Below are 21,262 nucleotides of genomic sequence, written 5' to 3'. Positions count from 1 at the left end.
AGGACTGGCAACAACGGGGGGTGGCGGAGCAGTATCCTGAGCTGGCTCAGGCCTGTGAGGAGATACTGCACCTGCTGCCGGAGCCGGCCCGCTGGCAGGGGCACGAAGGGGTGCGCAGCCCGGCGTAGAAAGGGCTGGGACTGGGACTGGCGTTTGCTCGGGGAAGGCCCTCGCCGGACCCGTTCCGAGTAAGCGCCAGGCGAATGGGACCCAACCCGTTGCTGGCGCGGGACTGCAGGGAGACCACGCTGCAGCCCTCCTTCCAGCCAGCTCTTCCTGCAAGGAGAGTGGCTCAGTGCTCTTGCTGTCCAGGCGCGTCGCGGCGAGGATCGCGGCACCCGGCTGCCCACGCAGCGATCCTCGAAGGGCTTTCCAGGCCGTCTGAGGGCCGACGTGGCTGACCTCATGACTGCATGGAAGCGGTCACTCCTGACCGCCTGGGTGGGAGCATCGAGACGGCTTGACGGAGGCCGCTCCGGATGCTCTCGTAGAGGGATACTGTCAGCATCAGCGACGCTGCCCATCGGGGATTGCAAATGAGATTGGAAATCAGGGCCTGGTCGGAACGCCGCTCGAGCCCGATGAGGGACTGGAATGAGGAGCAATGGATGCTGACGGACCCTTTGGGAATATATCGGAACACCATTGCCCAGCTTGCCCAGACCAGTGAGCAGGTTTGTCTGGAAGGGAGAGTGTGTCATGAGACTTGCACTGCTGTTGGAGTGGCGACCAGTGCGGATCATACCAGGCCTGGGTATGCCTGCCAGGAGGGCTGGGTCTGGGGAAGGGAGCGTTAGCTCATGATCCGCTGCTGCCAGTCGAAGGACTGTTCCGCCTCTGCCTGGCGGCCCTGGTCGGCGCGGGCAAGCGCACCCCTCCTTAAGAGATCAATGCGGCTGTGGCTGCCTCATCATCCTCCGGACGAGGATGGAGCCGCTTCTTCAGGGGCTTGGGATCTTGGTTGCCTACGCTGTGCCTGCTGCCAGTCTGTGGGACGTGTTCGGTCTCCCCTGGTGGGGACAAATCCTGCCCTTGACCTTCCTGCTGTCGCTGGGACTCCTGTATGCGCTGAGCTATGGATTGGCAGAAGTGCTCGGGATGCCGCTGCCTGTGCCCGGCTCCTCCTGGCAAGTCCCTGTTTCCTGGGTAAAGAGCCAGCGATCATGGGTTCGTTCGTTGATCTGGGGCTTCTGGCTGGGACCAGGAATATTCACACGCAATCCCGACGCGGGGATATGGTTTCTACCACTGCTACTTTCCATCGTCAGTCGCCAGGTGGCAGGTGCAGGGCTGCTGGGCGCACTGATTGGGTTGGCGCATGGCGCGGCCAGGGCGATCGAGGTGACCCGGAATTGCTGCGCGTTACGAGCCGACAGGCCGGAGCGTCGCCCCAGGCCCACTTCGATCTGCTGCTCCTCCAAAGTCGTTGGAAACGCCTGGACAGCTGGCTGCTCCTGCTGGGAGCAGGCCTGCTGGTAGCGCAGCTGCTCTCAGCCGGGGGCTTTCTCTGAGCACAGCGTTGACTTGGCTGACCAGTTCCATTGAAGGAGAAACTATCATAGGAAGCGACTCCGTTCGCTGCGAGCACACCACCATTGGTCACCAACACCCACCACACCTGCGTCCAGCCTTCGGTCTGAGGGCCTGGTTGACGCTGGGAATGCTGCTGGCTCTGTTAGTGAGTGGAGCGGCCTGTGTCACGCCCCCGCAGGAAACCCCCTTCCAGGCACAGGTGACACATGTCCTCTCGGTTGCTGCTCCAGTCGCCAGCATCTCTGCGGCGTCTCTTGTGCCCTCACCCTCGCCCTTCACTGCGCCCACTGGCCTGACGTTGCTGCCGATGCCGACGCGCTGCCCTGTTGGCGGCCCGCAAGGGCAGCTTCCGAATCTGGTGCCAGTCGTGGGGATCTCGTCCGTCTGGGCCACCTTGCCGTTGCAGATCCACGAGCTCGCGGACAGCGGGAGTCCCACTGACCTCTTCCAGCCCACCTACGGCTGGCGGTGGAAAATCATCTGCGAGATTGGTCCCCATTATCAGCAGCCAGTGACCGTCTGGGGAGAAAATCTGACTGGAACACAGCGGCTCTCGTTCCAGGGGCGAGATGAGCCGATCAGACAGCGGTGGGTGCTGGACTCACGCCATCCGAATCATCCGATCTCTGCAGAATCGCCTGCCGGCTTACCCCTGGCGTTCAGAAACAGTTAGCGGTGGCGACTCGCTCGCCTGGGAACTCGCCCGCAGCCGGCTCAGCGTCTGCCCAATCGAGTACAACCAGCCTCCCATCACCAGCAGCCAGGCACTGAACGCAACCCAGGTGAAAGGGGCTGCCACTACCTCAAAGAAGGCTATACCCGGAAGCTGCCCGAGCAGGTGCAGGGCTGTCGCATACATTCCCAGGGGAAAGACGATGCTCCAAAGTGCCGGCTCGTAGCGCAGAGGCTGGCGCATGATCCCATACTTCCATATCCCAATGAGGACCAGCAAGGGCAGCCACCAGGTCCCCCAGGCCCACATCATGAGGGTGAACCCGGTGATGTAAGGCTGGACGCTGACGAGCAGGGGCGCTGGATGGGGCGCCTGTAACAAGCGGATGCCGGCTACGGTGGTGATGGCCATTGCCCCCATGTTGATCCAGTAGGGAGGCGTCAGATCGGCGGGCAAGATCTTCCCAAAGGAGAACCGATAGACAATGAAGGTGATGAAAATCAGATAGAGCAAGACCCCTAGCGTCCAGAAAGCATAAGCCACCAGTTGCAGCACCGCGGCCCGCTCCGGCCAGAAGGTAGTCAGTATTGTCCAGTTGATCGCCAGTGACTCGGTCCCCACAATGCTGATGAGCCAGCTTCCATTGACAGCCTGATGCAGAGGCCGCTCATTGCGGAAGAGGAGTACGGCGAAAGCCCAGTAGATCAGGAAGCACCAGATTCCTGCAGCAAAAGCAATCAGCAGTACGGGCAGCCCCACCCAGTGGTTCAAGGCGGCCCGGGTGGCCAGCACTCCCGGAGCTGCTACCGCCGTAAAATAGCCAAAAAGCTTGCCTGGATCGGTGGCGTCCTGGAGCACCTCCCGGGGATAACGCGCAAGCCGCAGGAGATAGAGAGCGAGCAGCAAGAGGAAGAGGCCACCACCAAGCCAGCCCAGGATCACCGACACGAGCACGGCCCGATTCAAGAGGAGCGCAATGGAGACAATACCCGTCGCCATGACACAGGCAAAATAGCCAGGATAGAGCTGCCTGACCCAGTTCCACCAATGTGCCTGGTAGTCACTCAGAGGCCGTTTCTTCACAGCATCCTCCTCTGCGCATGTGCACTTGCTTTCCTGGCTGATGCTCAGCCAGTCACTCACCCCATGCGTGGCCCGGGGACGCTCCTTGCTCGCTCGCCGAGCTGCACCACGCACGGCGCCGGGCTGGCCTGCCCTTCTTCGCTCAGACCAGTCCGGGCGTTCCCTTCCTCACTCTGCCAGACAGACAGGCAGGCAGAACGGCCACCCAGCTTGCCCCTATTCTTCCGCAAGCTGGCGGCGGGGCCAGAGCGTGATCAGCAGGACCAGCCCAAAGCCCAGCAAGCTGACGAGCGCCAACCAGGGCAGCAGGCTGGTCCTCCCTGAGAGCAGCTCGTAGAGCGCGTCGGTCACCAGCCACAGCTGCACAATGACAATGAGTGCGACGAGTAGGACCTGTCCTTGAACGATGGCTGCACGCCCGGGAATGCCCAGATAGCGCGGACCGGGGAGCGGACCATACCGACCACGCGGGGGCGGCTGAACTGGCGGGTCATCGGGATTGGCCCGCGCTGGCCCGAGCGAACGACGCAGGGGCCGGGCTGGGACTGTCCCGCTGTTGACTGTCTGACTCATCGCAGCACCATCCTCACGGCGTAAATGGTTCCCTGATGCTCCTCCAACTCAATCACCGGCAGCGGGCGAGTGGGTGGTCCAGCCAGCACGTTGCCCGTGGCGGCATCAAAGAGACCCTCATGGCAGGGACAGTAGAGCCGTTGGCTCTCCGGCTGGTAGGTCACTGCGCAAGAGAGATGGGTGCAGACATCGCTGTAGGCTACCAGCCCCTTGCCTGGCAAATGGATAAGGATGCCCTGAGCGTACTCGTCCGGGTAGGCGAAGACCTTCCAGCGATTCTCTGCCAGCTCGCCCACGCGCGCGACGGGCACCATCTTCCTGGGACTGCCTTCTGAAAGCTTGCCGATGAGCGCCAGCGTGCCCGTTGCCAGACAGAGCGCCCCTGAGCCAGCGAGCAAGAAGTAGAGCGTATCTCGGCGCGTCACGACTTCGTCTTCGCTCCAGACGTAAGGGAACTCCTGGCGCCATTCAGCGGCAGGTTCAGAAGGGTGAGGCGCCGACCCGGGCTGATCCTGGCGTCGGACCCGAAAACGATGCATTGCTGATTCCATAGGCAGAATCTCCTTCCGTCTGCGTTACTGGCACGGTCGGCAGGCCGACCGGTTATCTGGCTGCACCCCTTCAGGCAGGGCCTGCCGGACTGGCTGGTACCGGAGCAGGGGCCGGCTCGCGTGGCATCCACGGCTGGGCGGGTGCAGCCCGTTCAGGGATGCCCGCTGTCCGCGCGTCCACCCAGTCAGCAGCGTTGCGGCTCGCTGTTGCCGCGGGAGCCTCCTGTCCAAGGCCCAGCGAGGCCTCGTCCAGGAGTGCGAGCAGATCGAGAGCCTCGTCATCTCCGGTGAGCACCACGTAGTTGCGGGTCCGCACGCGCTGGCTTCCAAAATAGAAGAGATTAACGGGCTTTGCTCCCTGCGCTCCCCGGCCTGCCGCCAGCCACTCCTCGTAGGTGCCATAGAAGATGGCCTGGGTCGGGCAGACCATCGCGCACATTGGCCCTTTGCCCTGACTGGTTCGGTCATAGCAGAGATTACATTTGCGCATGTAGTGTCCGCGGATATCAAACTTGGGCACTCCAAAGGGACAGGCGTAACCGCAGTTGCGACAGTAGATGCAGCGCGTCTCATCGGCTTGATGCACCACTCCATCGGGACTCACCAGGATGGCCTGGGCAGGACAGACCTGGGCACAGGGTGCCAGCGGGTCCTCGCAATGCATACAGACGGTTGGCGAGGAAGCCACCGTGTTAGCGCGCTCAATGTAGTCGATGTAGATCATGCTCTCGCCCCGATGGGTGTCGCACTCACGGCAGGCCGCCACGCAGGAACGGCAACCGATGCAGCGCGAAGGATCAAGGAACATCTGCTTGATGGTGACCGTTTCCGGCACGCTCCTTCTCCTCCTTCCCTCTTGCTTCCTTATCCATTTCCCTTCGCTAGCGCGGCTGCGGTACAGCACGGCGGGCAGCGGCAGGCAGCTCGCGCCGTCGCTGTTGTGCCTGGGTCAGCTGCTCCTGATCGATGGAGCGCGCCCACTCCGGTGGCCCAGGGGCGCGTTCAAGCGCGGCAGCGCAGACCTTGAACTCGGGGATCTTCATCATTGGCTCCAGCACCGGGTTGGTAAGCTGGTTGGCTGCCTGGCTGTGACCGTAATGGTAGGGAATAAAGAGCGTGTCCGGACGAATCGTGCGCACGACCAGGGCCGGCGCCGTCATCTCACCACGGCGTGTACGCACCGTCACCCAGTCCCCATCGGCAATGCCCAGACGCTGAGCGGCCTGCTCGTGCAGCTCGACCCAGGGATAGGGGGCCATTTCGCGCAGGAAGGGAATGCGCCGCGTCTGGTTACCCGAGAGGTAATGGTAGATAACCCGCCCTGTGGTCAGGACAAAGGGATAGGTCTCGTCTGGCTCCTCCGCCGGCGGAATGTAGGGCACAGCGTGAAAGCGGGCGCGCCCATCGGGAAAGCCAAAGCGCTCCTCGTACAGGCGCGGCGTCCCCGGATGATCCTCGCTGGGGCAGGGCCAGAAGACGCCTCCCTGCTCTTCGATCTTCTCATAGGTGATTCCCCAATAATCTGATCTGGCGCCGCGCGTGCAGAGGCGCAGCTCATCAAAGATATCGCGGGGCGAGCGATAGGCGAAGTATTGCCCCTTGCCAAGGCGCCGCGCTAGCTCACAAATCGTCTGCCAATCCTGGCGTCCCGCAGGAGGGTCAACGGCCTGATTGTATTTAATGACCCGCCCTTCCAGCGAGGTCGTCGTGCCCTCTTCTTCAGCCCACAGATTGCCCGGCAGCACCACATCGGCCAGCTCGGCGGTCTCTGAGAGGAAGGGATCGATGACGACAAAGAAGTCCAGGCTGCGAAAGGCTCGCTCGGCGGTATGTAGATCGGGTAGGGACACCAGAGGATTCGAGCAGATCAGCAGGCAGGCGCGAATCTCTTTCCGCAGCATTGCCGGGATCATCAAGGTGGCTGGATAGCCGGCATGGGGCAGCTCCTCCTCGCGAATGCCCCAGACCGAGCAGATGTAGGCCCGATCTTCGGGGTCTTCGATCTCCCGGCAACCCGGCAATTGGGTGGCCTTTTGACCAACTTCTCTGCCACCTTGCCCATTGCCCTGACCAGTCAGGGTGCTGTAGCCTGCGCCTGGTCGGCCAAAATTGCCAGTGGCCAGGGCTAAATTGATCGCCGCCAGCCCATTATCAACACCCTTGCTCTGATGCTCCAGTCCACGAGCCGTGTAGATCAGGGCCGCGTGCGCCTGCCCATAGAGACGGGCCGCCTCGACGACTGCCTCCGGACGCAGCCCACAGACGCGCGCAACCCGTTCTGGGGGATACTGCTCCGCCAGCGCACGGGCCTCCTCCCAGCCTACGGTGCGCTCGCGAATAAAGTCCTCATCGATGAGACCTTCCTTGATGAGGACGTGCAACATGCCGTTGAGCAGGGCCGAGTCGGTCCCGGGGCGCAGTGGCAGGAAGAGATCTGCGGTGCGGGCAATCGGCGTCTGGCGCGGGTCGGCCACGATGAGCTTACAGCCGCGATCGCGCGCCTGCCAGAGATAGCTGGTGACGATCGGGAAGCACTCACCAACGTTGGCACCGATGACGAAGATGCAGTCGGCGTGCAGCATGTCGCTGATTGGATTGGCGGCCCGATCGATCCCCAGCGCGCGCTCGTTGGCCCCGGTGGCGGAGGACATACACAGACGCCCGTTGTAGTCGATATGACGGGTCCCGAGAGCGACCCGGGCGAATTTCCCCATCAGATAGCATTTCTCGTTCGTCATCGTCGAACCGCTGAAGACTGCCACCGCATCCTTACCATAGGCGCGCTGTACCTCCTGGAAACGCTGGACGATGGTATCAAGCGCCTCGTCCCAGCCCACAGGCTCTAACGGGCTCTCCTTGCCTCTTTTCCGCATCAACGGTTGCGTGAGCCGATCGGGATGGTGCACGAGCTGATAGGCATTGGTCCCCTTGGGACAGAGCATGCCATGATTGAGGGGGAAGTCCTCGCGCGGCTCAACGCCAACCACTTTGCCATTGGCGACCTTCAGGTACATGCCGCACTGCACTCCACAGAAACAGCAGTGAGTGGGAACGTAGCGCTCTACCTCGATGCTGGTCTCCCAGGCTGTGGGTACCGGTGTCGCCGCATGGAAGTCAAAGGTCTCTTTCTGGCGCTGTCGTCGCCGAAAGATACTCTTATCGACGGACATGACTTGTTCCTCTCTTCAACTTGGACAAAGGACGAGATAGAATGATGTGGCTCTGCTCTCCTCAGAGGAAGCGGTTGCCCTCGGGATCAAGTGCGGCCAAGGTTGCCTGACCGCGGGCGACCCGCTTGCACGCGGGGCAAAGATCCTGCCACCACAGCGCCTGCTCCGGCCCTCGAGGGGAGCTGTCAAGGCGCAGCGTATAATCTTCCCCCACCTCCAACAGCGTTTTCTTGAGATCCTCAATAAAGCGCGCCGGAGCAAACTCTTCCCCGCAGCGTGCGCAGCGCTGCATCGCCGTCCTTTCGCCAGTTTTCCAGTAGAGTTCGATCCCGACCGTGGCCGGGCGCTCGATCAGATGGAAGAATTTGCCAAACGGCAGAGAGATCAACCACAGGACAACGAACACCTCATGGGCCAGGGAAAGATACCAGTAGTAGGCGCCTCCCAGCCAGGCGCTATCAGCCGTCAGAGCCAGCCCGCTGACCACAATGGCCAGCAGCAGCGCCAGGGGCACAATGTCGAAGCCGAAGCGCTGGATACTGATGAGCGCCAGATCGTGGAAGCGGCGATGGAAGGCCAGCACCAGCCCGACGAGCAGCAGTAGGGCGGTGATATCAAGCGCATGATAAATAAGGAATCCAAGGACCGACTCAGGGCGGAAAGCAAAGAGGGGGAAGCCGAAGAACCAGAGCAGGTGCTCGCCTGCCGGCGTCAGCGTCATGCGAATCCAGCCGAAGGTCAGGGGGAAGGTGATACAGCAAGACAGCAGTACGCCCCAGAAGATACATTGGTGCATGATCCAGCGATAGAGGCCACGGCGGCGGATAAATTGTTGAGAGAATAGATCTAGAATCGCCAGAGGAATGAGCGTCGTGTAGCGTCTGAAGTTCTCATAGGAGAAAAAGAGCCGCCAGCTGCGCCTCCAATAGCGTCCGGTTGGGGGACGAGCCAGCCAGAAGCTGTATTTGTAGGTCACGGCGGCCACCGCGAAGATCGTGGCCACAACGTAGCCGATCAGTGCCGCATCGAACCAGTGAAAGCCGCGCGACCCAAGGGCGATCAGGCCGGTCAAGACGGCAGCGGCCAGCATCCCATAAAGGATGCAACGGGTGCGCAATCCCAGCTGAACACGAGGGCGATTCACAGTGGTCCGAGAGTGGGCAGGCTCCGGGAGACGCTGCTGCTGAGTAGCTGCCTGACTCACGACAGTCTCCTTTCTTCTCTTGCCTTGCTGCCTGTTCCAGAGACACTCGAGCCAGCGCGAGAGCGACAACGAACGAAAGAGCCGCTCTCTATCGTCCGGCTGAGCTGCGAGCGAGCTGGGCGTTCTTCCCTCTATAAGACAACTATAACACGCTGCTCGGGTCTGTGCGCGAAGGAACAGGTCACGCTCTCCTCACAGTTAGCGTCCTGGCGCCGAGCACCTCTCTTCGCCTTTCAAGACAAAGGTAAAGCGCGACCATCACCAGCCGGAAAGCGCTGTGATCGTGCTGTGAGTCCAGCTCGCTCCATTGAGAGCAGGCGGTGTGCCCGCCCTGCCATACTGCCGGTAAAAGGTGATGTGCTGAGTTGAGCGAGCTGGCCTCTGCTCAGCAGCTCCACGTGAGAAACAGGAGGTCATGGATGTTTCAACGTATTCTTGTCCCGCTGGATGGCTCGCCGCGCGCAGAGTGGGCCCTCCCGTTGGCAGCCCGGCTGGCACGCGCCAGCAGAGGCCGCCTGATTCTAGCGCGCATCGTGCAGCCTGGTACCGCACTGCTCTGGGCCCCAACCGCGCTTGATCCAGCGACGATGCGCTCATGGCTGGAGAGTGCTACGGAAGCGGCAGAGGCCTATCTGCAGCGGGTCGCCGCTCTTCCGGTTCTCCGCGATGTGCCCACAGAAAAAATTGTGCGGTCGGGGCTCCCCGCGGATCAGCTGCTGCGTCTCGTGCCAGAGGTCAGCGCCGACCTCCTGGTGCTCTGCAGTCATGGCTACCGTGGTCTGCAGCGCTGGGCGCTGGGCAGTGTGGCGCTCAAGCTGATTCGTCACGCATCTCTCCCTATGCTGGTGCTCCGTTCTCACGACGAGATGCTGGCCGGTCCGCAACCAGGCTATGAACGCCCTCTTCGGGCCGTGGTACCGCTCGATGGGTCTGTCCACGCTAAGGCTGCCCTGGAACCCGCCGCGGCGCTGGTGCACGCCCTGGCCACACCGGCGCCAGTCGCCCTCCACCTGCTGGCCGTCGTGGAGGTCGACGAAGAGGCGGAGGATGAGGCTGCCAGACGTGAGCGCGAGCGACGACTGGCCCGGGCCCGTCGCTATTTGGCTCACACCGTGGAGCAGATCCGCGCCGGGCTGGTGGCCTCAAAGGTCTCTGGCCTGCAGCTTGAGCTGACCTGGTCGGTGCATGTTGGCTCTGATGTGGCGCAGACGATTCTCGATGTCGTAGAGCATGGCCAGGACCTTGTAGACACGCCTCTGCCCGGAGGCTGTGATCTGCTGGCCATGTCGACCCACGGCAGAGAGGGCCTGAACCGCTGGCTCCTGGGGAGCGTGACCGAGCGGGTGCTGGAACGGACCCGCCTGCCGCTGCTGGTCGTTCGCCCCCGGGGAATCGAAGAGACCCCGTGCACGCCTTGGGGCACGCTGCAGGACGACCTTGACTGAGGGTCGCCAGTCGGGGACCACAACCGGAGCAAGGGAGTCACCAGCCACGGCTACAGGCCCGAGGGGACCTGCACGCAGGTTCGCCCAGGCGCGGCGAGGCCGATGTGCTGGTGGCTCTCTTGCGCTCCCTTCCTTCTCTCACGGGTGTCCCTTGATCAGCTCGCTCCCTTCTCGCAACAAGAAGGTTGCCTGCATCAGCTGCTCCTCGGGATGGTAGGTCAGCTGAAAGCCAAGCTTGCGGCAGATCCGCAGCATGGCCTGGTTCTCCGGCAGCATGCGGCCCTGCAAGCGTTGCAGGCCCTCCTGCCGGGCGATCTCCATCAAGCGCCGCAACAGCTCCGTTCCCAGTCCTTGCCCTTGCACCTGATCGGCGATCAGCAAGGCAAACTCGGCCTCCTCTCCCCCGGGCAGCTTAATCAGACGTCCAATGCCCAGGAGCGTCTCTGTGCCAGTGCCCGACGCCTCCTCCCGCGAGATGACCACCAGGGCCATCTCGCGATCATAGTCGATGAAGCAGCGATCCACCAGCCGCTCATGGGCAATGCGTTGACTCAGGCCAAGGACATGCAGCCAGCGCAGATAGACACTGCGCTCTGAGAGCCGCTCGTGGAAGCGCACCATCAACGGCTCGTCTTCCGGGCGAATCGGGCGGATCGTCACCGGTGTGCCATCAGGGAGCTGCCAGCTTCCGATGTAGTGACTCGGGTAGGGACGAATCGCCGGGCGCGGCAGCGCTGTTTCGGGCACATCGGGTGAATGCAGCACGATTCGGGCATCGAGTGCCAGCAGATGACCGCCCGCTGCCAGCACAGGGTTGATATCGCACTCCCTGATGAGCGGCTGCTCGACCACGAGCAGACTGAAGCGCACCAGCAGGCGCTCGAGCGTCGCCAGATCGACTGACGGTAAGCCGGAGGCACCGTGCTGGAGGGCGGCGAAGATGCGCGTGCGCTCCAGCAGACGCCGCGCCAGCGTTGTGGTCAGTGGAGGCAGCGCCAGGGCGGTATCGCGTTGCACCTCAACCAGGCGCCCGCCGCTGCCAAAGAGCAGGACTGGTCCAAACTGCGGGTCGCAGAAGCTGCCCACGATCAGCTCGTAGCCCTCCAGCGTAATCATCGGCTGCACCGTGACCCCCTGCATTTGCCCGGCTCCCGCCTGGCGCTCTGCGGCCTCGGCAATGGCTCGATAGGCCTGCCGCACGTCCTCAGCCGTGCGCAAGGCAAGGCGGACACCTCCAATACGGCTTTTGTGGGTGATGGTTGGCGAGAGCAGCTTCAGAACCACTGGATAGCCGAGCTGCTCCGCCTGCTGGACGGCCTCGTCTTCGCTGAGCGCGACGCGAGTCTCGACGGTCGGGATGTCGTAGGCCTGGAGCACCGCCTTCGCCTCCGGCTCGCTGAGCAGCGTGTGCCCGGCCTGGCGGGCTGCAGTCAGCACGCTGGCCACCTGCGCGCGCCGACTGGCGCTCTCCTCGGGATCATCCACCACACTGGGCGTCTCGTAGAGGCTCTGCAGATGTCTGCTGGCTCGCCACATGGCGCAGAAAGCGCGGGCTGCCGTATCCGGGGAGGCAAATGTCGGGATGCCGGCTCGTGTCAGAATCTCGTGGCCGGCTGCCACACTGCTGCCTCCCATCCAGCTTGCCAGCACGGGCCGGGTGTTGCCTGCCACGGCCTCAGCTACGCGCTCGGCGGTACGGGTGGGGTCGCTCATGGCCTGGGGAGTCAGGATGACGAGCAAGCCATCGCTGGCCGGCTCACGAGAGAGGATGGCGATGGCCTGGGCATAGCGTTCGGGATCGGCATCTCCCAGGATGTCTACCGGGTTCTGGCGACTCCAGTAGGGAGGAAGCAGCGCGTCGAGGGCGGCCCGTGTCTCCGAGGAGAGCGGGGTCAGCGCCCCGCCGGCCTTCGCCAGAGCATCGGCTGCCAGTACTCCGGCACCGCCCGCATTGGTCACGATAGTGAAGTGTGGTCCCTGGGGGCGTGGCTGCCGCGCCAGCACCTCTGCCATCGCGAACAGCTCGTCGATGCTCTCCACCTGCAGCAGGCCGCAGCGGCTGCAGGCTGCCTCGAAGATCTCCTGGCTCACGGCAAGGGCACCCGTATGGGAGATGGCAGCTTGTATGGCCTCGGGAGTCTGTCCCCCTTTCAGGAGGATCACGGGTTTGCGCCGTGCCACGGCCCGGGCCGCGGAGAGGAAGGCCCGGGCGTCGCCCACGGTCTCCAGATAGAGGAGAATGCAGCCGGTATGTGGATCATCCCCCAGGTAGTCGAGCAACTCCCCCCAGCCCAGATCGAGCATCGACCCTACCGAGACAAAGGCGCTGAAGCCGATGTGCTCCTGCAGGCTCCAATCGAGAATGGCACTGCATAAGGCCCCGCTCTGGCTCAGGAAGGCGATCTGTCCCGGCAGGGCCATCCCGCTGGCGAAGGTCGCATTCAGCCCGATGCGCGGATTCATCAGGCCCAGGCAGTTGGGTCCCAGAAGCCGCAGTCCGCCCCGCCGCGCCTTTTCGAGAACCTGGCGCTCCAGTGCCTGGCCGGCTGGCCCTCGCTCGCGAAAACCAGCGGAGAGAATGATCGCCCCTTCGGTCCCGGCGGCCACACAATCGGCGATCACAGCGGGAACGGTCTCCGCTGGCGTGGCAATCACGGCCAGCTCCACCGGCTCTGGAAGATCCGTGACGCGCGGGTAGGCGCGTCTGCCGAGCACACTGGAGCGGTGGAGGTTGACCGGAAAGACGGAGCCGCTAAAAGGAGCAGTGGTCAGATTCGCGAGCACAGCTCGCCCGACGCTGCCCGGGCGCTCAGTGGCTCCAACGACGGCGATACTGCGAGGCGCGAAGAAGACACGCAGGGGGTGCGAAAGGGGCAGGTCAAAGAGCGTGGTCGGCTGCCCCTTCTGCGCTGCCGACCCCCTGGGCGCGGGTTGGGGCTGGGGCATCGTGGTGGCTCCTTTCTTCAACATATTGAGAGCGTACGTGTATCCTGTTGGTCTTGATCACCAGCCTAGCGTGTCCGACTCACGATCTGCTCTCTTACCTGGCCGCCCTCCTCTCAGATCCATCACGACGGGCTGCCCGAAGAGCAAGGACACCGCGCTGCATGCTTCTCTCCATCTCGCCCCGGCGTCCTGTGAGGTCACTGTGGGTCAATTGGGCGGCGTTGTGAACAGATCGAGAGTGTGGGAGTGGATCATAGTGTTTGAAGCAAGGCAACGAGTGTGCCTGGCTTGCTCAAGGAGAGGAAACGCTCAAGAAATGAGGTGATCCTGATGATGTGGGGCTTTGGCTGCGGAGGCGTGCTGTGGATGTGGCTCGGGGCCGTTCTCGGGCCGATCTTGCTGGCGGCCCTGGCCTGGGCCCTGGTTCGTCTGGCCAGAGGGAAAGGCTGGTTCTCAGAGGGACCGCCTCGCCTGTATCCCTCGGGGCCGAATCGCTCTCCCTTGCAGATTCTACAGGAGCGCTACGCGCGCGGAGAAATCGATGCCGCGACCTTTGACGCAATGCTAGCCCGCCTGTGCTCTTCGGAAGAGAGCCGGCCATGATCCCGGAGAAGCGCAGACCTCTATCGGACAGGCATCTTGTCCGGCACACTGCATGTGGCTGGTCCGTCCGTGCACCACCGTCAGCTCTGCAGAAGGTTCCATCGCTGCCTTCTGACTGAGAGCTGACGGCGCTTGATTCTGGTCGGGAGCCGCCGACGCTGCTCACGGTTGCGCCTGACCCGATAGGCCGGCTTGCTGGCCGGTTGGCAACAGGCGCCCCTTCACCAGCTCGACCAGTGCCAGGTAGGTCAGGGTGGCAACTGCCAGGAAGAGAAAGTAGCCGGCGGGCAACGGCACAAAGCCCAGTGGAGCGGCCAGCGGCGTCCAGGGCAGCAGCAGCCCGCAGCCGACCACTGCCAGGGTGGTGAGCGTCAATGGCAGGCTGGGACGGCTGCGCAGCGGATGACCAGCGGTACGGATCACGAAGATCACCAGGGTCTGCGTCGCCAGGGACTCGATGAACCAGCCGGTGTGAAAGAGGGCCTCGGAGGCATGAAAGACCGCGAGCATGACGAAAAAGGTCAAGAAATCGTAGAGCGAACTGATAGGACCGACCAGCAGCATGAAGTTGCGGATCAGGCCGATGTTCCAGCGTTGCGGCTTGAGCATCAGGCTGGCATCGACGTGGTCGGTGGGAATGGTGACCTGCGCCAGGTCGTAGAGAAAGTTATTGAGCAGAATCTGGGCCGGCAGCATCGGCAGAAAAGGCAGGAGGAGAAAGGCCCCGGCCATGCTGAAGACGTTCCCAAAGTTGGAGCTGGTACCCATAAGGAGATATTTCATCACGTTGCCGAAGGCCCTGCGCCCCTCCAGAATGCCGGCATGGAGCACCTGCAGGCTCTGCTCCAGGAGGAGAATGCTGGCGGCCTCTCTGGCGATGTCGACGGCACCGGCGACCGAGATCCCTACATCTGCCGCATGCAGCGAGGGCGCATCATTGATGCCATCGCCCAGGAAGCCCACGACATGGCCACGGCGTTTGAGGGCCAGCAAAATGCGACTTTTCTGCGCAGGCGAGACCCGGGCGAAGAGCGTGACGTGCTCCACCGCGCCGAGCAAGGCGGTATCGCTCATACGCTCTAGCTGGCTGCCTACCAGCACGCGCGCTGGATCCAGTCCTACCTGGCGGCAGATATGGCATGCCACCAGCTCGTTATCGCCTGTGACGATCTTGACCTGGACCCCGTCCCGCGCCAGGGCGGCAATGGCCTCAGCGACGCCGGCCTGGGGTGGATCGACAAAGGTCAGCAATCCCAACAAGATCAGGCCCTGCTCTTCCGCCTGGCCATAGCGCTCCTGCTGAGGCAGCTCGCGATAGGCCACGGCGAGCACGCGCAGTCCTTCCTGGCTGAAGCGCTGATGGAGTGCCTCAGCCTGACCTCGCAGGGCGGCTGTCAGCGGCTGGGCTACACCATCCAGCTCGCAGCCAGTGCAGAGCGGAAGGATATGCTCGGGAGCCCCTTTGACAATGAGGAGCCGCCTGGCGGTGTTGGTCTGCTCGACGATGACGGAGAGGCGGCGCCGCTCAAAATCAAAGGGGATCTCGCCGCACTTGCGATAGGCGGCCAGCGAGTACGCGCCACTGCGCTGGATCGCTTGATCAAGCGGGCTGTTGAAACCGGTCTGGAGGGCGCTGTTGAGGTAAGCGAAGAAGAGAGTACGCTCGGAGGCCTGCCCCCGGAGATCACAGGCCTCTTGCAGCGTCATCTCTCCTCGGGTCAGGGTACCGGTTTTATCCGTGCACAGGATATCAATGCTGCCAAAGTTCTGGATCGCCTCCAAATGCTTGACGATGACCTTGCGCCTGGCCATGCGCACGGCTCCCTGTCCCAGGGTAATAGTGACGATCATCGGCAGAAACTCGGGTGTTAGCCCAACGGCCAGAGCCAGAGCGAAGAGTACGGACTCGAAAAGCGGGTGATGCAGAAGGACACCGGTGAGAAACACAAAGAGCGTTAAAAAGAAGACCGTTTCCAGAATGAGGAAGCTGAAGCGGCGGAGTCCACGCTCAAACTCGGTCTCAGGTGGGCGCTGAGCCAGACGAATGGCCACATCCCCGAAGGCTGTCCGTGGGCCTGTGGCTACCACAAGGGCAAGGGCGCTGCCACTCACCACGGAGGTGCCGAGGAAGACCCAGTTGGGGGCTTCGACGGGATGGGCCAGCGTGGTTGCTGTCTCCTCGGCCCGTTTAGCGACCGGCAGCGACTCACCTGTAAGCGCGGCCTGCTGTACATGGAGATCCAGGGCGTCAATCAGACGAGCATCTGCTGGCACCAGGTCGCCGGCGGCCAAGCGAATGACATCGCCGGGAACCAGCAGCCGGCGAGGGAGATCTTGCCATCGGCCATCGCGCAAGACGTGAGCCACAGGGGCGACAGACGAACGCAGGCGCTCGACGGCCCGCTGAGAGCGATAGCTCTGCAAGAAGTTCAGCACCAGGCTCAGGAAGACGATAATCGCAATGATGAGAGCGTTGGTTAGCTCGCCGAGTAAGGCGGAGACCAGGCTCGCCAGCAGCAAGACGGCGACTAATGGGTTGAGGAAGAGCCGTACGAGCTGGGCCACGCCCGAGCTGGTCCGTTCAGCGGCAACCTCGTTGGGGCCGAATTGGCGCAAGCGGCGGCGCGCTTCTTCCTCAGTCAGTCCTTGCTCTGAGGAGCGCACTTCGGTCAGTAGCTGGCTGAGCGATTGGCTGTAGCGTGGACTAACGGCGGCTATCGTGGTCGTGATCGGCTCCCTGTGGGAGGAGGGCGGTAGACACAAACGCGCCGATGATGCTGCCCAGGATCGTCCCTCGTCCTCCGAAGAGCGAGGTCCCGCCCAACACCACCGCCGCGATGGCATTCAATTCATAGCTCTCGCCCGTCGCCGGCTGGGCCGCTTGCAGCTGGGAGGCAATCACCAGCCCTGTCATGGCCGCGCAGAAGCCGGAGATCACATAGACCAGCAGCTTGACGCGGTTGACTCGAATGCCCGACAGCTGCGCCGCCCGCTCGTTGCCGCCGATGGCATAGACCTGGCGCCCGAAGGGGGTGCGACTGGCCACAAAGGAGGCGACCAGGCCAAAGAGGATCATCAGCCAGATCGGCATCGGCACCCCCAGGATGTTCCCCGTCCCCAGGAAGGGGAAGCCCGTGTTCCCCAGGGAGGGATCGCCTCCCAGGTCGGGGAAGGTCGCCCCGTTAGAGGTCAGCAAGGCCAGGCCGCGGGCGGCATAGAGCATGCCCAGGGTGGCGATGAAGGGGGCCACACTCAGGCGCGTGATGACCAGCCCATTGACGAGCCCGAGGACGATCCCCACCAGCAGGCCGATCAGGATCACCACCCAGGCGTTGAAGTAGACCACCACGCCAAACATGGGCAGTGGCAGCCCCTGGCTGATCAGGTAGCCGGCCACCATCGCCGTCAGACCAACAATCGAGCCGACCGAGAGATCGATGCCCGCCGTCAGGATGACGAACGACTGCCCGATGGCCAGCAGGGCATTGATCGAGACGTGCTCGGCCACAATGGTCAGGTCGTTGAGGGTCAGAAAGTCGGGCGAGAGGATCGAGAAAATCACCACCAGGATGATGAGCGCTACAAAGCGCACGAACTTGAAAGAGAATGGTCTGAATGTGTCGTCGCTGCAGCGCGAAGCTGCGACGGGCCGCTGGCTCGCGGCTGGTCACAGATGACGGATTGCGCATGATCTCCCTCTTCTAGGCTCGTGGGCGCGTCTGATGGCGCCGCTCTTCCGATGCAGATGCCGCAGGCGCCGGGGCCTGGGTCTGCCTGTCCACAGGGTCCGCTGCTCCCGATTGCACCGGGCTGTGGGCGGCCTGCTCGTCTCTGGTGGCCGCCGTGGCCGGCTCCTGGCCAGCTGAGGCGGCGGCTACCAGAGCCTCCTCGCTGGCTTCCTCACGGCGAAATTCGCCAGTCAGCCGTCCGCGCGCCAGCACCAGGATGCGGTCGGCGACGCTCATAACCTCGCGTAGCTCGGAGGAGACAAACAGGATGCCGAGTCCCTCGCTGGCCAGGCGGTTCATGAGACGGAACAGATCGGCCTTGGCCCCAATGTCGATGCCGCGAGTGGGCTCATCCAGCAGCATGACCCGTGGCTCGGTCAGCAGGCCGCGGGCAACGACCACTTTCTGCTGGTTGCCACCGCTGAGCGCCTCGATCAGGGTCTGGGGCGAGGGAGCTTTGATCCCTAGCTCTCCCATCAGGCGGCGCACTGCTGCCAGCTCCTTCTTGCGCGAGAGGACCGGGCCGCTCAGATAGCGGCGCAGGCTTGCCAGGACTATGTTCTGGGCCACCGAGAGCGTGGGCACGAGTCCCTCGCGCTGCCGATCCTCTGGCACGAGCACCAGCCCCTCAGCGATGCGTTCGCTGACATGGCGCCCGCGCAGGCGCTGGCCCGCGATCCACAGAGAGCCACTGGCTTCAGGATGCAGTCCCATCAGGCACTCCAGCAGCTCGGTCCGGCCCGCTCCCAGCAGCCCATAGAGGGCCACAATCTCGCCAGCACGCACCTGGAACGAGATATCGTCGAGCAGCAGCCCCCCGCCAGGCCGTGGCAACCTCAGATGCTCCACCCGCAGCAGCTCCTGGCCCGGCGTGCGCTCCTGATGCACGTAGGTCTCGCTGACGCTGCGCCCAATCATCTGCTCGACAAGCCAGTTGACGTCGATCGCGCTCACAGGCGCCTCGGCAATGCGGTGGCTGTCGCGCAACACCGTCACGTAGTCGCCGATGCGCAGTAGCTCCTCTAGCTTGTGCGAGATGTAGATGATCGAGACCCCCTGCGCCTTCAGCTCGCGGATGACGCGGAAGAGGATCTCGACCTCGGCAGTGGTCAGGGCCGAGGTCGGCTCATCCATGATGAGAATGCGCACGTCACGGGCCAGCGCCTTGGCGATTTCGACAATCTGCTGCTGCCCGAGGCGCAGATGGCCCACCAACTCCTGGGGATCAAGAGGCTGCTCCAGCCGCTGCAGCAGGCGCCGGGCCTCGGCTTGCTGGCGGCGCCGATCGACCAGAATGCCGTGACGACCGAGGGCTTCCTGGTCGAGAAAGATGTTTTCTGCCACGCTCAGATTCGGAAAGAGGTTCAGCTCCTGATAGATGATGCCGATACCAGCCCGCGCCGCCTCACGCGGCGACTTGAACTGCACTGGCTGCCCTTCCAAGAGCAGGCGGCCACGGGTGGCGGTCTCCGCCCCGGCGATGATCTTCATTAAGGTCGATTTGCCCGCCCCGTTTTCGCCAATCAGTACGTTGACCTTGCCCCGGTAAACGTTGAAGTCCACGTTGTCGAGGGCAACGGTGCCACCGTAGATCTTGGTAATACCTTCGGCCCGCAGGACGATGTCAGGTGCCGTCATGAGCCGGAACCCTCCACCTCGAGTTTGACCGGAGCCACCAAGATGATCTGCGGATCGGTCAGGGCAAAGACTCCGTAGAACTGGATGAGCTTGCCCTTGAGCTGGGTCGGATGGATGCTTTGCGCCACCTGAACCGCCCGCGCGTTGAGGGCGTCAGCCACCTGGGCATACTGAATCTGGTTGACGAACTGGCTGAAGTGGATGAAGCCCACCCCGTCACGGATGGCCGTGCCCAGAATGACCGGCCCGATCTGCAAGAAGAGGTCCGCCTGGCCATCGTAGGGCGGCAGATCAAGGCCGAGCGTGCCATTGCGCGAGGTGGTATTGACGCTGACGACGCGCCCCAGGCCCTTCACCATGAAGGTGTAGGGACCATCCCCCTCCTGGTGGCCATAGCGCTGCTGGGCCGCCTGCCGGTTGGCCTTCAGAGCCGCCAGCACCTCCCTGGCGTCGTGGGCCTGCTGGACCACGGTCGGCACCACGCGACTGGCCCAGATCTGCTGGACGTAGGTCTCAGGATCAAAGGTCTGGGAGCTGCCGCTCCCGGTCGCGTTGCTGGCGGGGGCATTCAGCGGGCGCACCGTGTACAGGCTGCAGGCCGACAGAAGCAGACAGACGCATAAGGCCAGCCCGCTCAACTTCCAATAGGGTGCCTGTCCTCCTACGCAAGGCCCACATAGGTAAGCACTCGCGCCTCTTTGTCTTCCCAAAGTAGAAAGGTGAGAGTAACCCTTTCTAAGGTGCCTCATGTTCATTTTTCCTTTTTAGATGCTTGCTTCTATTCGGAGGCCGAACGCAAGTACGAGGGTTCTGCCATGCGGCAAGCAGCCCAAAGTCTGCTGAGAAAAGGTTTTCACAAAAATACTGACACTGAATAAGGTAAGCTGAAAAGGTTTTCACAGCCTTCCCTTAAAGGAAAGTCTGTTACAGATGCCTTTGTCAAGGGAGGAGATCAATGGCGAAAGAGCTTGACAGGCGACCTTCATAGGGATATATTTTCTCTGCAAAAGCACTCAGACTTGATTTCTGAGATCAGAAAACCTTTTCCTCTGCTCTATAATGGAGTCTTGTTCCAAGAAAAGGTTTTCCCAAGAGATGCTATAAAGCAAAGGCAGGGCAAGGACGATGGCGACTATCGAAGATGTGGCAAAGCGCGCCGGTGTGTCTATCTCGACCGTTTCTCGTGTGTTCAATGGCACCCGGTTTGTGAACCCCGTGATAGCGGAGCGAGTACGAGCAGCAGCTCAAGAACTGAATTATCAGCCTAGCCGAGCTGCTAGAGTATTGAGAGGGAACCGCTCGCGTATCCTGGGGCTACTCATTACCAATATTCAGAATCCCTTCTTCACTGCATTGGTTCGTGGTGTAGAAGACATTGCTCATGAACGCGGTTACAGCGTTATCCTCTGTAACTCTGATGAAGATCCCCAGAAAGAACGACAATATATCGAGGTGCTCTGTGCTGAGCGAGTAGCGGGAGCTATCTTGGTACCGACTCGCGAACACCAACCAGCTATAAGTCTCTTCCACAAGCATCGTATTCCTGTCGTTGCTGTCGATCGCCGCGTGAGGGATGAGGATGTCGATGCGGTTTTAGTGGATAATATCCGGGGCGCACGGGAAGCCGTTTTGCACTTGATTAGCAATGGCTATCGCCGAATTGGAATTATTACAGGGCCACTCTCAACAACTACGGGGCGAGAGCGGCTCGAAGGATACCGTCGTGCACTAGAAGAAGCCGGGCTCTCCTATGATAGCCGTCTGGTTCGCACCGGTCCTTTCAAAGAAAGCACCGGCCAAATCCAAACCCGTGAGTTGCTTGCTCTAGATGAACCTCCTGAAGCACTCTTTCTAGGAAACAATCTGATCGCAATCGGGGCGCTCGATGTGCTACAGGAGCGGGGCCTGCGCATTCCTGATGACCTTGCCCTGGTAAGTTTCGATGATACTCCCTGGGCTCACCTCAAAACCGTCTCTCTCACGACTGTTGCCCAACCCGTCTATGAGCTTGGCAGTACCGCCGCTTTGCGGCTCCTTCAGCGCTTGCAGACATCCTCTGCAGGAGTTCTGACCCGTCAAGAGATTGTTCTCACTCCCTCTCTACGTGTCCGTGAC

15 protein-coding genes and 1 pseudogene are annotated in these 21,262 nt (G+C 62.4%); 4 read left to right on the top strand and 12 right to left on the bottom strand.

Annotation, left to right across the window (positions count from 1 at the left end; all coding sequences use genetic code 11):
• Positions 1-1,073 precede the first annotated feature (1,073 nt).
• Entirely contained in the window at positions 1,074-1,421 is a 348-nt protein-coding gene (locus IRZ24_RS04790) for a hypothetical protein (RefSeq protein WP_297160814.1), read from the bottom strand.
• Positions 1,422-1,519: 98 nt separating this feature from the next.
• On the opposite strand from IRZ24_RS04790, the gene IRZ24_RS04785 reads away from it, so the two are divergent.
• A complete protein-coding gene (locus IRZ24_RS04785) occupies positions 1,520-2,206 on the top strand; it encodes a hypothetical protein (protein WP_297160813.1) in 687 nt (228 codons plus the stop codon).
• On the opposite strand, the gene IRZ24_RS04780 is transcribed toward IRZ24_RS04785, so the two are convergent.
• The 6 genes and pseudogenes from IRZ24_RS04780 to IRZ24_RS04755 all read right to left on the bottom strand — a co-directional run bounded on the left by IRZ24_RS04780 (position 2,180) and on the right by IRZ24_RS04755 (position 8,787).
• Positions 2,180-3,289 carry a tellurite resistance/C4-dicarboxylate transporter family protein gene (locus IRZ24_RS04780; RefSeq protein ID WP_297160812.1) on the bottom strand — a complete coding sequence of 370 codons (1,110 nt, stop codon included), beginning with the start codon at positions 3,287-3,289 and terminating at the stop codon, positions 2,180-2,182. The genes IRZ24_RS04785 and IRZ24_RS04780 overlap by 27 nt on opposite strands.
• 216 nt (positions 3,290-3,505) lie before the next feature.
• The gene (locus IRZ24_RS04775; protein WP_297160811.1) at positions 3,506-3,862 is read right to left on the bottom strand and encodes a hypothetical protein; all 357 of its coding nucleotides are present in this window, start codon (positions 3,860-3,862) and stop codon (positions 3,506-3,508) included.
• Positions 3,859-4,413, bottom strand: a complete 555-nt coding sequence (locus tag IRZ24_RS04770) for a Rieske 2Fe-2S domain-containing protein (RefSeq protein WP_297160810.1) — start codon at positions 4,411-4,413, stop codon at positions 3,859-3,861. Before IRZ24_RS04770 ends, IRZ24_RS04775 begins: the two co-directional genes overlap by 4 nt.
• Positions 4,414-4,798: 385 nt before the next feature.
• Positions 4,799-5,221: pseudogene (locus tag IRZ24_RS19750) on the bottom strand (4Fe-4S dicluster domain-containing protein); the annotation flags it as partial.
• A 73-nt stretch (positions 5,222-5,294) separates the two neighbouring features.
• The gene (locus IRZ24_RS04760; protein WP_297160808.1) at positions 5,295-7,583 is read right to left on the bottom strand and encodes a molybdopterin oxidoreductase family protein; all 2,289 of its coding nucleotides are present in this window, start codon (positions 7,581-7,583) and stop codon (positions 5,295-5,297) included.
• Between the two features lie 61 nt (positions 7,584-7,644).
• On the bottom strand, positions 7,645-8,787 hold the full coding sequence (locus tag IRZ24_RS04755) for a hypothetical protein (RefSeq protein ID WP_297160807.1): 1,143 nt from the start codon (positions 8,785-8,787) through the stop codon (positions 7,645-7,647).
• Positions 8,788-9,206: 419 nt separating this feature from the next.
• Here IRZ24_RS04755 and IRZ24_RS04750 point away from each other — a divergent pair, with 419 nt between their 5' ends.
• On the top strand, positions 9,207-10,232 hold the full coding sequence (locus tag IRZ24_RS04750) for a universal stress protein (RefSeq protein ID WP_297160806.1): 1,026 nt from the start codon (positions 9,207-9,209) through the stop codon (positions 10,230-10,232).
• 138 nt (positions 10,233-10,370) lie between these two features.
• Here the strand turns inward: IRZ24_RS04750 and IRZ24_RS04745 are convergent, their stop codons facing one another.
• The gene (locus IRZ24_RS04745; RefSeq protein WP_297160805.1) at positions 10,371-13,178 is read right to left on the bottom strand and encodes a bifunctional acetate--CoA ligase family protein/GNAT family N-acetyltransferase; all 2,808 of its coding nucleotides are present in this window, start codon (positions 13,176-13,178) and stop codon (positions 10,371-10,373) included.
• 330 nt (positions 13,179-13,508) lie between these two features.
• On the opposite strand from IRZ24_RS04745, the gene IRZ24_RS04740 reads away from it, so the two are divergent.
• Positions 13,509-13,781, top strand: a complete 273-nt coding sequence (locus tag IRZ24_RS04740) for an SHOCT domain-containing protein (RefSeq protein WP_297160804.1) — start codon at positions 13,509-13,511, stop codon at positions 13,779-13,781.
• 162 nt (positions 13,782-13,943) lie between these two features.
• On the opposite strand, the gene mgtA is transcribed toward IRZ24_RS04740, so the two are convergent.
• The 4 genes from mgtA to IRZ24_RS04720 all read right to left on the bottom strand — a co-directional run bounded on the left by mgtA (position 13,944) and on the right by IRZ24_RS04720 (position 19,896).
• On the bottom strand, positions 13,944-16,544 hold the full coding sequence (gene mgtA / locus IRZ24_RS04735; RefSeq protein WP_297160803.1) for a magnesium-translocating P-type ATPase: 2,601 nt from the start codon (positions 16,542-16,544) through the stop codon (positions 13,944-13,946).
• Positions 16,486-17,373 carry an ABC transporter permease gene (locus tag IRZ24_RS04730; protein ID WP_297160802.1) on the bottom strand — a complete coding sequence of 296 codons (888 nt, stop codon included), beginning with the start codon at positions 17,371-17,373 and terminating at the stop codon, positions 16,486-16,488. Before IRZ24_RS04730 ends, mgtA begins: the two co-directional genes overlap by 59 nt.
• 109 nt (positions 17,374-17,482) lie before the next feature.
• Positions 17,483-19,147, bottom strand: coding sequence for a sugar ABC transporter ATP-binding protein (locus IRZ24_RS04725; RefSeq protein ID WP_297160801.1), 1,665 nt, complete (start codon positions 19,145-19,147; stop codon positions 17,483-17,485).
• On the bottom strand, positions 19,144-19,896 hold the full coding sequence (locus IRZ24_RS04720) for a DUF2291 family protein (protein ID WP_297160800.1): 753 nt from the start codon (positions 19,894-19,896) through the stop codon (positions 19,144-19,146). Before IRZ24_RS04720 ends, IRZ24_RS04725 begins: the two co-directional genes overlap by 4 nt.
• Positions 19,897-20,272: 376 nt before the next feature.
• Between IRZ24_RS04720 and IRZ24_RS04715 the strand changes: the two genes are divergently transcribed.
• Positions 20,273-21,262 (top strand): LacI family DNA-binding transcriptional regulator (locus tag IRZ24_RS04715; RefSeq protein WP_297160799.1); only part of this gene is annotated, 990 nt, incomplete at its 3' end.

This window comes from Thermogemmatispora sp. (genome assembly GCF_019683755.1).
Taxonomy (GTDB): domain Bacteria; phylum Chloroflexota; class Ktedonobacteria; order Ktedonobacterales; family Ktedonobacteraceae; genus Thermogemmatispora.
Note: the sequence above shows the minus strand (reverse complement) of the source record. Positions and strands in the feature narration are given on the sequence as shown.

Excerpts from the sequence above, each read along its gene's own strand:
- IRZ24_RS04760 (WP_297160808.1), bottom strand. The coding sequence starts at position 7,583 with ATGTCCGTCGATAAGAGTATCTTTCGGCGACGACAGCGCCAGAAAGAG.
- IRZ24_RS04720 (WP_297160800.1), bottom strand. The coding sequence starts at position 19,896 with ATGAGGCACCTTAGAAAGGGTTACTCTCACCTTTCTACTTTGGGAAGA.
- IRZ24_RS04740 (WP_297160804.1), top strand. The coding sequence starts at position 13,509 with ATGATGTGGGGCTTTGGCTGCGGAGGCGTGCTGTGGATGTGGCTCGGG.
- IRZ24_RS04745 (WP_297160805.1), bottom strand. The coding sequence starts at position 13,178 with ATGCCCCAGCCCCAACCCGCGCCCAGGGGGTCGGCAGCGCAGAAGGGG.
- IRZ24_RS04750 (WP_297160806.1), top strand. The coding sequence starts at position 9,207 with ATGTTTCAACGTATTCTTGTCCCGCTGGATGGCTCGCCGCGCGCAGAG.
- IRZ24_RS04725 (WP_297160801.1), bottom strand. The coding sequence starts at position 19,147 with ATGACGGCACCTGACATCGTCCTGCGGGCCGAAGGTATTACCAAGATC.
- IRZ24_RS04770 (WP_297160810.1), bottom strand. The coding sequence starts at position 4,413 with ATGGAATCAGCAATGCATCGTTTTCGGGTCCGACGCCAGGATCAGCCC.
- IRZ24_RS04775 (WP_297160811.1), bottom strand. The coding sequence starts at position 3,862 with ATGAGTCAGACAGTCAACAGCGGGACAGTCCCAGCCCGGCCCCTGCGT.